Below are 13,005 nucleotides of genomic sequence, written 5' to 3' on the forward strand. Positions count from 1 at the left end.
TTACTTCTGTTGATGCACGAGTACAGACTTAATAGCTTTTATCTGTCCCAATAACTTCGAGCTATTTTCTCTAGCAAGCATGTATTGTGACTCCAGATGCGTTTTCATTTCAGGGAATGAATTATATAAACGCATATATTCTTCGGACTCTCCAATACTGGTGAGCAAATCAACTTCCGATTGTTTAAGGCGTTGCTCTAGATGCTGAATTTTGTCTTCATTAGTATCTTTTTTTGGCGATAATGACTTGTGGCTTATCTCATCAATAGTGCTAATAAAATTCGTTTTGAAGAATAATTCTGTCTTCTCATACGTGGTCACTTTTAAGTCTTCGCTTATAGCTTTTTTCAAAAGCCCTTTTTTAACCAATCTAGATATTTGTCGATAAATGAATTTGTATGCTTGGCTTACATTTTCACTGTCTTGTAAAACCGCAAGATATTCATCCCGTAATTCTATAACTTGAAAATGATTGAAGCTCTCATCCTGGAGAATTATATGTACCGCTGAACTTATTTTGATTAAAGCTTTTGACATAACTTTCCCGCAAGACTCTATTGCTCACTAATTCTGAGTGTTAGATAGACATAAAAAATAATTGCGGATTATAGTCCGTGGCTTTATAAGCCGCAACTTTAGATAGTCTTTCTTTTTAATGAGATTAAAAATGAAAGACTTAGCCGTACAATTTGGATGCAAACTAAGAGCTAAACGTAAAGATCTTGGGATATCACAGGATAAAATGGCTTTATTAGCAGAAATTGATCGCAGTTATGCGGGAAGAATTGAGCGTGGTGAAGTCAATATAACGCTTGAAAAGGTGTACCAGTTAGCCGAAGTGCTTGGATGTGATGTAAAGGAGTTACTTCCTTGACGATAAATATTACAGTACCTAAACACCAGTCATTAGAATAGTCTGTAACTCGTATTTGGACAGAAACGAGCTAGGTTTCCAAATCTAATTCGTAAGTTTAGGATTAAAATTTCTATGGATTAACGCCCTAATAACAGGTAAAAAATTGTTTGCTAAAATGTTGAGGAACGAAAACAGCAAACTGTTTTTTGTCCTAGTTTATTAGCTTGTTATATGCCGATTAACACTAAAAGTAAGACTCTATTAAAGGTTTACCAAAGAACACTACCATAGTTAAACCTGTTACTGAAAGCATCATACTGAAGAAAAGTACAAGCGCAGATCCTCTTAGTATCATATTGAATTTCCACCACCCAATGTTATCAATATCAATCTTTTTGACTTCCTTTATATAAGTTTGAAACATAAGGAAACCAGCAAAGAAAATTAGAAAACCTAAAATGGTAAATTTGAGAATAATATCCATATTAGTGACACTATTTCCTTAGGCATATAACGCCGCACTAATTTAAATAATTATTAATTCTGGCTATTTCTTTCTCAAGCATCGGGTGTAACTCAACGGTTTCATTACACTTTTTCTTCAGTAGCTTTGTCCACTCTAGATTATTTGCTTTAATCCATTTCAATTCTTGCAGTCGCTCAGACTGAGATTGGCCTCTTTTAATAAAATTTGGAACATACTTCATAGGTGCACGTAGCATTAAATCAGTCCGGGTCACTCTAGATCGTGGAATGATTTCTACTTGGTTTTCTTTATAGTTCCAAGTGATTATATTGCTTGTAGTGCCAGAAATTATTCCCACACACCCTCGCCCTGATGGACTATCACTACTTAGTAAGGTGTATCTAGCGACTTGTTTGTTTATTTCAGGTTCAAGGGGGCGTGTCATTTGCTCTTGGTGTTTCTGCGACAAGATGAAGTAGAAGGTTATACATAGTAATATTAGCATTAATATATATAGCCACTTTAATACTTTCCCAAATTTCCCCGACTGTTTGAGTTGAATATTAGCTTTAGGAATACTCACAGCGAGCATAACAATTATGCTGAGGATTATTGCTTTGAAAATACTTGCGCTGATAACACCAGTCGAAAGTGCAATTGAGTAAATATCTGAAATACTTGCAAAGTATAAAAAGTTCAAACCGTACTGTTCAAATACAGACTCTGCATGCCAATAGCACAAGATTGTAAATATCGTAGCCAAAAGAGAGGTGAACATCACGTAGTGTGCAGAAAGTAGAGAGCCTAGTTTCAATAACCAATATTTTACAACTTTACCGTTGATAGGATTATTAGGTGGGGTTTTAGCACTGTTTTCTACTTTACAGCTACTTTCTTTCATTATTTTTCAACTCAGTGTAATTGATAAAATGCACGCTTAATTATTAAAACTAACGCTGAGTGCAGCGGCAGTTTGTGGAGTGGCTTTTTGTGCTAGCGTAGCGGCCAGCACAAAAGAAGCCGCGGAACAAACTGTCCGACTGACACGATTTGTTAGATTATTTTTGTTCGGTACTCAATTTCCACAATAAACTTTGTAGTGGCAGCAATTACTATTGCGTCTTGCATATTGATATTCGGTGTATCTGTACTACCATGCCCAGATAAAGGCATTTTATTCCTGAGGTTATATATGTTACCTACGACATTTTTTATTTCTACGGGAAGAGATGACTCGTTTTTGTATTTATCAATGAAACTTCCTAATGTCTGATTAGCTAACCTTTCATCTCCTAGAACATCCTTGGCCATTGTCTCGAGTATATTAGATGCTGCATGAAGCACACCAGAAGGATCGTTACTCTCTAAACAATTTTCCATGCGGCCAATCAAAACCACAATATTTGAATGTGCCAGTTGGTCGAATTTACCTATTCCTTTTGAATTGAATTCATCGACTTGATCGTAGACGCTACATTCTAAATAGTGGCAAGCACTTAGAAATTGCCACTCATATCGCCAATCGCCTTCAATATTTTCTCTTTCAGCAATTCTCTGGCCACTATCTTTATCAATTTCATCTACGTATCGTGATAAGTAACTAGCGTAATACCGGAAATATTTATAACTAACTTCTGGACAAAAATTTGAGAACGAACTAGATTTTCCTTCGGAACCACTAACCCCAGTGTCTTCTTCTGCGATAACTGGCGCTAAGCCAGATTGATTCCAGAATTCATCTAGCTCTGATTTTTTATCATCACTAATAGAAGTAATCATTCGAACTTCACCAAGCATATACACGCTTGCATAATATCTATGGCACTTATGCACATTTGCATACGGACATGAACAAGCGACGCCTGCCTCTGAGCTTTTCGCTCTGTACCATGAAGAATCAGGAACAGTTATGGGCATGGTGCGTGCTCCTTTGAAAATCTAACGCCGCATTAAGCGGACAAAAATAGTGGGTTAAAATGTGTAGCGAAGCGAAACGTAACCCACTGTTTTTTTGTTCCGTTTAAATGCCTTGTTGAACGAAGCCGCTCTGCGGCAGAAAAGATAAAAGCCCATCTTTCTCACCATCATAAATACTTACTAGACCCTGCCTACCTTGGCATTACCTAGGAGTATAACCATGGAAACTCATGAACAACAACGCTTTGATTTTCTTTATCAACAACATCTTACCAATTTAACTCTGCAAGGCAAGCGGCCTGCTACCATCGATGCGTACAGTCGCGCCGTTAGGCGCATTAGTGCTTATTTTGACTGTTGCCCTGATAACCTTTCAACCGATGATTTGAAGCGTTATTTTGCTGATTTAATTGCCTCTCACTCCTGGAGTACCGTAAAACTCGACCGTAATGGATTACAGTTTTTCTACCGGTATGTCCTTAATCAATCTTGGGAGTGGCTCAACATTGTTAAGCCGCCGCAGGTCAAACGCCTACCGGATATTCTAACCCCTGCCGAAGTCTCAATCGTCATTAGCCTCACCCATAAGCTGCGATATCAAGTGTGCTTTTTAACCTTATACAGTATGGGGTTGCGCCTCGGTGAAGCAATTTCATTACAGGTTGGCGATATCGATTCAGCGTTGATGCAGGTGCATATTCGTGACGCCAAAGGCGGCAAAGGCGGCAAGGATAGGCTAGTACCTTTACCACAACGCACATTGTTAGCGCTGCGGTATTACTGGCAAACCCATCGCCATCCTCGGCATGTATTTCCCGGTAAAGACGGTAAACCAGACTCGCTGATGGACCGTGGTGGTATTCAAAAGGCCATGAAAAAATTGATTTCTGAGTGCAACATTCACAAATCCATCAGCCCACATAATTTACGCCACAGCTATGCGACTCATTTGCTAGAGCAAGGATTAGATTTACGCTCAGTACAACACCTGCTCGGTCACAACAGCCTAAACACCACAGCAAGGTATACACGTCTCACTCAAATTACCCGTAAAAACACGGCCTTGTCGGTTAACCAGCTCACTAATAATTTGGTGTTGAAGTGGGAGTGTGACATATGAAGTTTATCGATATTTTACGTGACCATCTTGATGTGTTTAATCAAGCTTATGACGGCCAAATAACAACATCAATGCGCCAAGCCATTAATGCCATGCTGAGTTGCCGCGCTCACACCCAAAGAGCTAGCCACTGGGCTTGTCAGGGGTGTACTCATACAGCAGATTTTCCGTTGTCATGTGGTCATCGCAGTTGCCCCCAGTGTCAGTACAACACCACGGCAGATTGGTTAGCGAAGCAACAGGCCAAACTGTTACCTGTCGATTACTTTATGGTGACATTTACGTTGCCATATGAGCTGCGTGTGGTGGCTAAATATCAACCGGAAGCACTCTATCCAGCCATGTTTTCAGTGGCTGCCAGTGTGCTCAAAGACTTTGCACTTAACTCACCAAAGCTTGCCGGTGATATTGGTTTCACTGGCGTGCTGCATACTCACAGCCGGCGGCGAGATTTACATCCGCATATTCACTTTATTATTCCAGCGGGCAGTTTCAACAAAACCCAACAACACTGGAAAAAGAATAAGGGCAAATACCTGTTCAACGCTTTCAATTTAGCTAAAGTGTGGCGCGCATGTTTACTGGAACAGTTGGTAAAACTGAATATCAAACTGCCAACCTCACTGCCGAAAAAATGGGTGGTTGACTGCCAGCATGTGGGTAAAGGGTTGCCTGCACTGCAATATCTATCACGCTATCTTTATCGCGGCGTACTGCCAGACAAAAGCATCAAAAGTGATGTCGATGGGCTTGTTAGTTTTGAGTATAAAGACAGTCAAACTCAGTCTACAAAAGTACGAACCTTACCCGCTACTGAATTTCTCTGGTTAATACTGCAACACGTATTACCGAAGGGATTAAGACGAGTGCGCGACTATGGATTACTCAGAGGCAATGCCAAAAAACTCAGGCTACAAATACAACTGATGCTGGCGGTTGCTGGGGCTGTATTTCCAATCATTCCCGAGATAAAGCGCAGATTAGCAACGCGCCGTTGCCCCTGTTGTCAGCAACCAATGCGCTTTATGGGCATAGTGAAACGACCGACAAACTTAATACCCTGAACCTAATGTTGAAAATGATAATAAGGATAATGGCTTAACTGAATACCGTGGAGGGTTAATTTAAGATACTGAAATATAGCGAGTTAACTAATTAGCAAAGAGGCTAAGGGAACTTGCTGCCTACTGAAAAGTAGCTAGCTAACAATCACATCAAACAGCGCGTTTTTTCGAACTGTTAATTACATAATAAAGAGTCACATCTCACGTGTTCGGGCTTGTCCAACAAATAAGGATAGGACGCGGCTTCGCGCGGCCTATCCTTATTTGTTAGCTTTTATTCTTCATTTTTTATTCTTCATTTTTTATTCTTTATTTTCAAGATTAGCCCGTCTAAAGTCGTATTACATTTAAGAGATTTATGAACTGCCTTTACAAAATAGAACAATGAAATTACTGAGCCTGCAATATATAGTGCATACCATGTATCTTTTGATAGCGATAAAGCAGACTTGAAATCAGTGGTCGCTAATGCGGTTAAAAGAGTAATCAATACACCTAACGGAGCAAGCCATGAGTTACGAGATTGGACTGTATCCTCATACTCATTTAATGCTAGCCTGAGTTTTTCTTCTGAAATTTTAATTAGAGTGTGATCCAAATTCTCACACTCTTCTTTGAACAAAACTTTAGAAGCTACAAACTTTCCTTTTTTAGCAGAATTCATCCTCGCCTCCGCTCATAAATTGAAATTCTAAACTATGAGCCTCAATTCCTTCTTCCTCTTCAATGTACTGGTGCGTAATAAATAGTGATACTTTTTCCCCTGACTCTAACTGACCTATTTCATGAGGACCATTCATGGTAAGTTTTTCATTAAGGTGCCAATTTGTAAATTCTAATGAAGCTGATTCTTCGTTACTATTAAATCGGAGAATTCGACCTGGCGCTGCTTTTTCGTCCCTTGTAAATTTCACTTGGATTAAAGGTTCCCACTCTTCAATTGAAGGATAAAATGCCAGAACACTTCCCTCGAAAGCGATTACTTTTATATGGTCGAAAATTTCCCAACCACCTATTGAACCATTCAATGAATACTCCTTAAAAGCTAACGTTTTAGTATTTGTGCGTTGCGCTGTTTGCATGGCATAAACCGCTTGTTGGACTTGGCCGTTGCCGAGTCCAGGTTAATTGGTACGCTTATGCTATAGGAATTTGCTTTTTTTGATGCTGGTTCTGAGCTGTAGAGCAGTTTTGAACGGGTAATATGGCTTGGTTTGTACGTATTTCATTGAAATTCCCTTGTCATTATGATGTTCCATCACATCTTTTTTAAATCTAACTGATTCGATGAGGTTAATACACTCGATTGAGTCAGCATTTGGCTCCGCGCAGCGGCTTAGTTCAACAGCATATTAGCGAGAATTCCGATAAACATCCTGAGAAGCTCACCAAAACTCAACATCCATACTGCTTTAATTATTAATAATTTTAGTAACTTATCAGCTTAAATAACCCAAATCAATCACCTTTTAGTCTAGGCAAAAGCGAGAATTTAGATAATCGAGAATAATACAAACTCGTTATGTAGAGCAGATATATTAACAAAAATAAGCTAATTCAATTGGATAGCATTGTCTTTTAGGTGAAACCGAGAATTTTCGCAATTACATAACGAGAAACAACACTGTTGTTCTAACACAAATGAATTATAACTGTGTAAAAACACAGTATGCTGTCGCAAAGATTTTATGATGTTAATCGTAGATAAATTTATATCAAAATGGTGCTTTCATAAATTAGCGATAACTAAGTTCGAGCAAAGTTTAAATTGGATGTTCTCTAACAAGGAACGGGGCAAAGACGTGTTTCAAGCTGGCCTAGTGAATGACCGTAAATTGCACAGAATTACTAAATCTCTACTACGTTCTGCCCCTGATAATGTTAAAATCTCCGCATCAGAATTACCGAGAAACTCAATGTTTATCCATCATGTTAACGGCATCGACTGGCTAGTGATCACCGCTTTTGAAGAACTGAAAACTATGTTTATCGAAGAAGCCGGTACGATACCCTCTTGCTTCTCTACCGCCAGCGAATTGAACCTGGTTGATCAAGCAAAGCGAACTTATAGATATTTGCCTACTCTCAGCGGCGTAATCACCGATATCGGCACATATCAAAGACAGGGTAACGAAGAAGATTTGAACCCACAGCTTGCCTGCTTAGTTGAGGGGCATGGTCGGGTATTTATCTATCACGACGGCTTTGTAGCTTTTGTGGATGACGAGCAAACCTTTATTACCCGAATAGACTGAAAATTATTCAGTAAGTTGAAATCGGCGAATTGGCATCCCTAGCAAGGAATGGGCAAACCGAAGTTAATAGAATTTGTGATGTTTGGGAGGAAACCGTTATGATTGAAGTGCATGGAAATAGATGCGCTGAGTTCGTTGAGCTGAGTGCTTGATTTGGATATGACTCTCAGGAGGATGGTAATATTTATCACTTCGACTTATGTGAAAAGTGTTTTAAAACAGCCGCTTTTGCTCTAAAAGAACATAAAATTACCAAATAACTCCTTTGGTTTTCCTTCAACTTAACCCATAGTTCTAGAGGTTTGCACAGTGGATATTAAAAAAATTAAGTTTCTTGCTAAGGAATTACAGAACGATTTACCGTTTGGTCACGAAGGGATTGTTACTCCCAAAGAGTACGCCCATGCACTTGCTATAGCTGAAGAACTGACAGACGACTACAAAGACAGCTATGCGATTTTGCTCGATGTGTTGTGGCCTCCCATTCAGCGTTATGAGGATACAGCGCCCGAATTTACTGAATTTAACGAGCGATTTGCTAAATCAGAGGCAGAAGATAAGAAAAGGCAAGTTGAGTTGATCAAATCAAGATTAAACCAACCTGAAATCGACGTTGATATTGATGATCTGTAGTGCTTGCATAATTTTCATTATGTTCAACCATAAACCCTTATATTTACGATGCTTTGCGCCCCATTCAGAATGACTTTGGATCGCTTGTAACTCACTTTGGGGCAGAAATGCTTTAGAGTTAAAGCTCTTAAAGTAACAATTTGCGTTTGAAGGTGTATGGCAAACTGAGACGTACTAACGATGCTTCCAATAGAGCTAGTTTGGGGCCGCGAGAGGCTTTCTGTCTGCCAGGTTAAGGGTTTACACTGACCCAATTTTTACTAGCATACCGTCATCTGTTAATGCGTGTGTCCCAGCATTTATTTGATTAAGCATCTGAGCTACAAATTCTGAAGAAGCAATACCATTTTCTTTAAGTGCGCCATTTTTTTTCTCTTCTTCATTATCGAATCCGAATTGCCTAAATACTCTATGTAGTGGCATAGTTAATTTGGCCACCTAGTTACATGCTCTAGCTAATTCCTGGACAAAAGCGAGTCAATATCCCTCAGCAGACTAGCGATTAAACCAGCATTAAGAATATGCTCGGTCAGATTTTATTGTTCCTTTGTAAACTATGTTGTTTACCGGCACCTACAAATTACTTTAACGAAATTACTCATTCTTAATTTCGTTTTGAAGATAAGAAATCGAATTAACATACCAAGTTTGGCCCCCTTTAGGGGTTTTCACTATAGCCTCATCATCGACTTCCTTTTTTAAAAGCGCCCGGGCCATAGGTGCATCGATAGAAATATAATCATTTCTGCCATAGATTTCATCAGGACCAACGATGCGAAACTTTTTTGTTTCACCATCATCATTTTCAATCTCTACCCAGGCACCAAAGAAAATCTTGCCGTCTTGTTGAGGAGAATAATCAACAACTTTAACTGCTTCAATGCGTTTTCTAAGGAACCTAACACGAGAATCTATCTGTCTGAGTAGACGCTTATTCTCTTTGTAGTCAGCATTGTCTGAGCGATCTCCAAGGCTGGCAGCCCACGCTACCTTTTTGGTGATCTCGGGCCTGTACTCTCGCCAAAGGTAATTCAGCTCTTTATTGAGTTTTTCTAACCCTTCTAGGGTGATTAGGTTGGTTTTCAACTTGGTGTTCCTAGCCCTTGCTTACAAATGCTGCAATGCTTTTTTAATAGCATCTAACGTTGCAACAGGGAAAAATCTCTCTTTTTTATTAGCTGTTAATATACTGCCATTTGGGCCCAGTTCCAATCGTTGTGTTCGCATAAACTCGGTGGATATAAGATGCTCTAAAGCATCTCGCTCCAAATCGGTCAGTTTTGTAACAGCAGATGCTGATGAATAACCGTCAAATATTTCTATAACTTGGTCAATTGGCGTAATCTCTTTTACCAATTTTTCAGCTGCAATTTTTTGGGAGTAGAGAATATTGGCTTGTAGTTTAACTACGGGATCCTTTAGCTCATCTATCCATGTGTAACTCTTACTTTTACTCGCATGGGGATTACTGTTTTTAGGTTTTTCCGTTGCCTTTGCAAAGCTAGTGATGAGTGTTTGGTATGGTTCCCCTGTCTTGTTGCGAATACTTTGTGCTGTAGGTACACCGCGCCCTTTCCCAAGGCGAGCTATGGTCGAATAGCTAAACTCGTTTAAGCCGCGTTCCTGTTGTTCTGTGCAGATTTTAAAAATGGCATCTAATGAGTTTTGAACGCGAGATGATTTTTGCTTTTTTAGTTGATCAAGTACCGTATTAGTAGATATTTCTGTCATGCTAAGATATCCATTTTAAAGGTATAGAGTTTGCGAACAATTGTTTTATATCACTTGAGGAAAGCTCTTCATCTTGATCTAAGTCGTTTAGCGCCAGATTGCCATTAATTAGCCTATCGACCTTCTCCCAGCTTTGTAGTCTTGAAAGCATAAGTTGGGTCATTTGATTACCAACAATGAGTTGCTGTTCTTCAGATAAGGAGACGAACTGTGGGCGAATACCGTTGTTAAGTAGCATTCTATCCAGCGACTGGCTTCGCCTTGTCACGGCTAATTCGTCGCTACAGCTATGAAATAGTTCGGCATTCTCACAAACCTCTGATAATTGCTGAAAGCCACTGACCTCATCAAACTCAAAGCTAATTTCAATTTCATGTGGGACTATTAGCTGCAGCTTACTGTCGTCAGTATTATGCTGTTGATTTATAATTTTTTTGCAGCCGTGAAGATGTTTGTTAATGGCGTTCATATCAGACATATATAAATCCATTTTTTTAGCCCTAGTCTCGATTTCAGAGTTGAGTTTTCGCCTGTGTGATTGAAGCTGTTGTTTTTCAGTTTCTAACGTTTTTTGGTCGGTTATCTTGAAATCTCGCTGATACACCTGATGGGAAATGACTTCAATTTTTGTGATGGTTTCATTTAACTGATTCTCTAATGCTATATATCGATGTGACTGGGTATTAACTGCTAAACTCACTTCATTAAAAAGTGCCGCAAGCCCCATCATAAACGCTGGTCCTGTGATAAAAAATCGACATTTTATGCAATTTTGCTCTCCAAGGTAACCTGCTGTTACTGGGTGATAAATGTTAGTTTTCATTACAACTGGTGCTCCACCCTCACAACAGAAGGCTCCACCAACCGGACAAATACCAAAATCTTTGAATAGATAACTAGATGCGGGTCGACCGTTATTTAATGACTGTAAGAAGTCTGAGTTATTAGCAAATAGTTGTTGCTTGCACTCTTCAATTCGCTGCTGTTCTACAAAGCTTCTTAATGTCTCTGCACCTTTGTTTAAAGCCTGCTTTTCACCAAGTTGCATCCGATCTCTAATATTTATTCCTGTTTTATCACTTTTTAAATAGTAAATAGCCATAACAATAGATGAATGCCCGACGAGCTTCATTATGATCTCAATTGGCATGCCAAACTCATAAGCGTAAGCGTTTATTAAGCTAACACGCATAGAGTGAGGCGTATATTCAGACTTAAAATGAGACAACGTGATACTCTGTTGTAGCTCTAGTTTTTGGTGACATTCATTGAAAGTTTGCCCTGCATAAGTAGCGGAGGCTAATTGATCTTTAGATGAGAAAAAAAGTGCAGCTGCAAGCCTGAAGGCTAAGCGACCTCCAAAGGTGCCGGGCTCTTTTTCTCGATAATCTCTAAATAGAAAACAGTTAATTCCTTTCTGTTTTCTCTGGATTTCATTTAAGTTTGTTCTGTCGCATTCTAACCATTGGGTTGGTCGTTCAATCGGGTTGTAATTTTCTTGCCACTTTCTTAGTTTTATTAGCCAATAAGCAAGCTCCTGAGGCATGAATGGTATGGCATAACCTTGGCCATTAAAATGGGTTTTATTTGAGGTGTAGTAAACGCCAAAATCATTATCTTTTGTTTTACTGATCATTCCTTGTCGGAGAGTAGAACCAGCTAATTTATTTTTGTTACGTTTCCAAACTAGTTTGCCATTTTTAATCTCTGCTATTTCAGAATCAGCTTCGCCGGAGTCGCAATATACTATCTGCCTACCTCTTGCAGGAAGCTGCATCAATGCATAGGTATATACCCAATAAATGGGGAGCCAAAGGTAAGTTTTTCCTCCTTCAGTTTTAGTAACACAATCTGGATCATTCTTATTAATAAGAGACAGATCGTCAATTATTACCCAATCAGCAGAGAATCGATGAAGATAAGCAAGATCTGAAAAACTGGTGTTTTTTGCCATTGAATCGTGAGGCAATATCCACTCTCGGGCACTTTTTACAAATTGATAAGGTAAGGCAAGTTTATTAGTCTCATTCATCGATTGTGGAGCTTGCTCACCGTCGAAACTGATATGAGAAAATGGGTTCTTTGCTCCTTTAATTCTAGATACTTCTCCAGTTTCAGAATCTTCAATCGTCAAGAAGTTAACAATAATCCAATCTAGAAATTCATTTATTGAGTAGAGCCATTTTTTCTTACGAATTACCGTCACTTCCTCAAAAAGTGAAAGCATGGACTGAATATTGGTTTTCCCACGTGTGAGGTATTCTACCGGTGAGGTTTCGAATCCATTGGGTTCAATATATTCACGGACAAATTCACACAAGTCTTTAGCTTTTGTGTTGGAGCCTTTCGCAGACTTTAAGAACTCAGTTATTGAGTCAGCCCACTTTTTCCATTCAGGAGTATAGTACTTAACCTGATAGGGTCTAGGTGTTCCAAAAAAGTCATACGTGTTACTCCAACCGCTGTTTTTATAGAGTTCTATTGGGGATGCTGGGATATGGGGATCATTTAACTTGGCCCGCATAATTCTATAATCACCGAGAGTAAGGCATTTGTGCCTTATCACTATTTCTCGTAGATCGTGGTAAATGTATGGCTGTGGGATATCTAATAGATCATACCAATCTATCCAGTCCTTAAACTTTCTATCTGGGTGAGCTGGCAATTGTTTGTATTGCTTTCGTATCTGCTTATATTGTTGAGAGCCTTTGATGCCAAGAGCTTTACAGGCTTGTTTTAAACATTCGATTTTCTCTATGTTTTCCGGTAATAAGAATGTTGCCCAGTTTTGCCATTCGTTAGCATAGACTTCATTCGGGTTACTCGGTAAGCATGAGTCTTCACGGTAGCGCTGTTGGTATTGGCTACTTGATGATATGGCTAATGCTTGTGTGGCTTGCTGGGCTTCGGTGAGGGTGGAATAAAACTTATTACTTGTGTTCAGAAATGTTGGCCAGTTTTGC

14 protein-coding genes are annotated in these 13,005 nt (G+C 39.3%); 5 read left to right on the plus strand and 9 right to left on the minus strand.

The window, feature by feature from the left end:
- A complete protein-coding gene (locus tag EGC86_RS18285) occupies positions 1 to 537 on the minus strand; it encodes a response regulator (RefSeq protein ID WP_123778496.1) in 537 nt (178 codons plus the stop codon).
- Positions 538 to 667: 130 nt separating this feature from the next.
- On the opposite strand from EGC86_RS18285, the gene EGC86_RS18290 reads away from it, so the two are divergent.
- Positions 668 to 874 (plus strand): helix-turn-helix domain-containing protein, encoded by a 207-nt coding sequence (locus EGC86_RS18290; RefSeq protein ID WP_123778497.1) that lies wholly within the window; start codon positions 668 to 670, stop codon positions 872 to 874.
- 503 nt (positions 875 to 1,377) lie between these two features.
- Here the strand turns inward: EGC86_RS18290 and EGC86_RS18295 are convergent.
- Positions 1,378 to 2,223, minus strand: a complete 846-nt coding sequence (locus EGC86_RS18295; RefSeq protein ID WP_123778498.1) for a hypothetical protein — start codon at positions 2,221 to 2,223, stop codon at positions 1,378 to 1,380.
- A 152-nt stretch (positions 2,224 to 2,375) separates the two neighbouring features.
- A complete protein-coding gene (locus EGC86_RS18300) occupies positions 2,376 to 3,239 on the minus strand; it encodes a hypothetical protein (RefSeq protein ID WP_123778499.1) in 864 nt (287 codons plus the stop codon).
- A gap of 220 nt (positions 3,240 to 3,459) precedes the next feature.
- Between EGC86_RS18300 and EGC86_RS18305 the strand changes: the two genes are divergently transcribed.
- Together EGC86_RS18305 and EGC86_RS18310 are read left to right on the plus strand one after the other, a co-directional pair.
- Positions 3,460 to 4,359 carry a tyrosine-type recombinase/integrase gene (locus EGC86_RS18305; protein ID WP_123778500.1) on the plus strand — a complete coding sequence of 300 codons (900 nt, stop codon included), beginning with the start codon at positions 3,460 to 3,462 and terminating at the stop codon, positions 4,357 to 4,359.
- Positions 4,356 to 5,423, plus strand: coding sequence for an IS91 family transposase (locus EGC86_RS18310; RefSeq protein ID WP_123778501.1), 1,068 nt, complete (start codon positions 4,356 to 4,358; stop codon positions 5,421 to 5,423). Before EGC86_RS18305 ends, EGC86_RS18310 begins: the two co-directional genes overlap by 4 nt.
- 295 nt (positions 5,424 to 5,718) lie before the next feature.
- On the opposite strand, the gene EGC86_RS18315 is transcribed toward EGC86_RS18310, so the two are convergent.
- Both EGC86_RS18315 and EGC86_RS18320 read right to left on the minus strand, forming a co-directional pair.
- Positions 5,719 to 6,087: a hypothetical protein gene (locus EGC86_RS18315; RefSeq protein WP_123778502.1), complete on the minus strand. Its 369-nt coding sequence runs from the start codon at positions 6,085 to 6,087 to the stop codon at positions 5,719 to 5,721.
- The gene (locus EGC86_RS18320; protein WP_123778503.1) at positions 6,074 to 6,505 is read right to left on the minus strand and encodes a hypothetical protein; all 432 of its coding nucleotides are present in this window, start codon (positions 6,503 to 6,505) and stop codon (positions 6,074 to 6,076) included. Before EGC86_RS18320 ends, EGC86_RS18315 begins: the two co-directional genes overlap by 14 nt.
- 834 nt (positions 6,506 to 7,339) lie before the next feature.
- On the opposite strand from EGC86_RS18320, the gene EGC86_RS18325 reads away from it, so the two are divergent.
- Both EGC86_RS18325 and EGC86_RS20990 read left to right on the plus strand, forming a co-directional pair.
- Complete coding sequence (locus EGC86_RS18325) at positions 7,340 to 7,678, plus strand: cytosolic protein (protein WP_123778515.1); 339 nt, start codon at positions 7,340 to 7,342, stop codon at positions 7,676 to 7,678.
- 309 nt (positions 7,679 to 7,987) lie between these two features.
- The gene (locus EGC86_RS20990) at positions 7,988 to 8,311 is read left to right on the plus strand and encodes a hypothetical protein (protein ID WP_207893058.1); all 324 of its coding nucleotides are present in this window, start codon (positions 7,988 to 7,990) and stop codon (positions 8,309 to 8,311) included.
- Between the two features lie 240 nt (positions 8,312 to 8,551).
- Here the strand turns inward: EGC86_RS20990 and EGC86_RS18335 are convergent, their stop codons facing one another.
- The 4 genes from EGC86_RS18335 to gmtZ form a co-directional block, all read right to left on the minus strand.
- Positions 8,552 to 8,749 (minus strand): hypothetical protein, encoded by a 198-nt coding sequence (locus tag EGC86_RS18335; protein ID WP_123778504.1) that lies wholly within the window; start codon positions 8,747 to 8,749, stop codon positions 8,552 to 8,554.
- A gap of 156 nt (positions 8,750 to 8,905) precedes the next feature.
- Positions 8,906 to 9,397 carry a transcription elongation factor GreB gene (gene greB / locus EGC86_RS18340; protein ID WP_123778505.1) on the minus strand — a complete coding sequence of 164 codons (492 nt, stop codon included), beginning with the start codon at positions 9,395 to 9,397 and terminating at the stop codon, positions 8,906 to 8,908.
- 21 nt (positions 9,398 to 9,418) lie between these two features.
- Entirely contained in the window at positions 9,419 to 10,042 is a 624-nt protein-coding gene (gmtX, locus tag EGC86_RS18345) for a gamma-mobile-trio protein GmtX (RefSeq protein WP_123778506.1), read from the minus strand.
- Position 10,043: 1 nt separating this feature from the next.
- The coding region (gene gmtZ, locus EGC86_RS18350) for a gamma-mobile-trio integrase GmtZ (RefSeq protein WP_123778507.1) at positions 10,044 to 13,005 on the minus strand (2,962 nt) is incomplete at its 5' end.

Origin of the sequence: Shewanella frigidimarina, from assembly GCF_003797125.1 — a bacterium.
GTDB lineage: Bacteria > Pseudomonadota > Gammaproteobacteria > Enterobacterales > Shewanellaceae > Shewanella > Shewanella frigidimarina.

What these genes read in the sequence shown, in the direction of transcription:
- EGC86_RS18285 (WP_123778496.1), bottom strand. Translation starts at nt 537, where the DNA reads ATGTCAAAAGCTTTAATCAAAATAAGTTCAGCGGTACATATAATTCTC.
- EGC86_RS18290 (WP_123778497.1), top strand. Translation starts at nt 668, where the DNA reads ATGAAAGACTTAGCCGTACAATTTGGATGCAAACTAAGAGCTAAACGT.
- EGC86_RS18295 (WP_123778498.1), bottom strand. Translation starts at nt 2,223, where the DNA reads ATGAAAGAAAGTAGCTGTAAAGTAGAAAACAGTGCTAAAACCCCACCT.
- EGC86_RS18300 (WP_123778499.1), bottom strand. Translation starts at nt 3,239, where the DNA reads ATGCCCATAACTGTTCCTGATTCTTCATGGTACAGAGCGAAAAGCTCA.
- EGC86_RS18305 (WP_123778500.1), top strand. Translation starts at nt 3,460, where the DNA reads ATGGAAACTCATGAACAACAACGCTTTGATTTTCTTTATCAACAACAT.
- EGC86_RS18310 (WP_123778501.1), top strand. Translation starts at nt 4,356, where the DNA reads ATGAAGTTTATCGATATTTTACGTGACCATCTTGATGTGTTTAATCAA.
- EGC86_RS18315 (WP_123778502.1), bottom strand. Translation starts at nt 6,087, where the DNA reads ATGAATTCTGCTAAAAAAGGAAAGTTTGTAGCTTCTAAAGTTTTGTTC.
- EGC86_RS18320 (WP_123778503.1), bottom strand. Translation starts at nt 6,505, where the DNA reads ATGCAAACAGCGCAACGCACAAATACTAAAACGTTAGCTTTTAAGGAG.
- EGC86_RS18325 (WP_123778515.1), top strand. Translation starts at nt 7,340, where the DNA reads ATGTTTATCCATCATGTTAACGGCATCGACTGGCTAGTGATCACCGCT.
- gmtX (WP_123778506.1), bottom strand. Translation starts at nt 10,042, where the DNA reads ATGACAGAAATATCTACTAATACGGTACTTGATCAACTAAAAAAGCAA.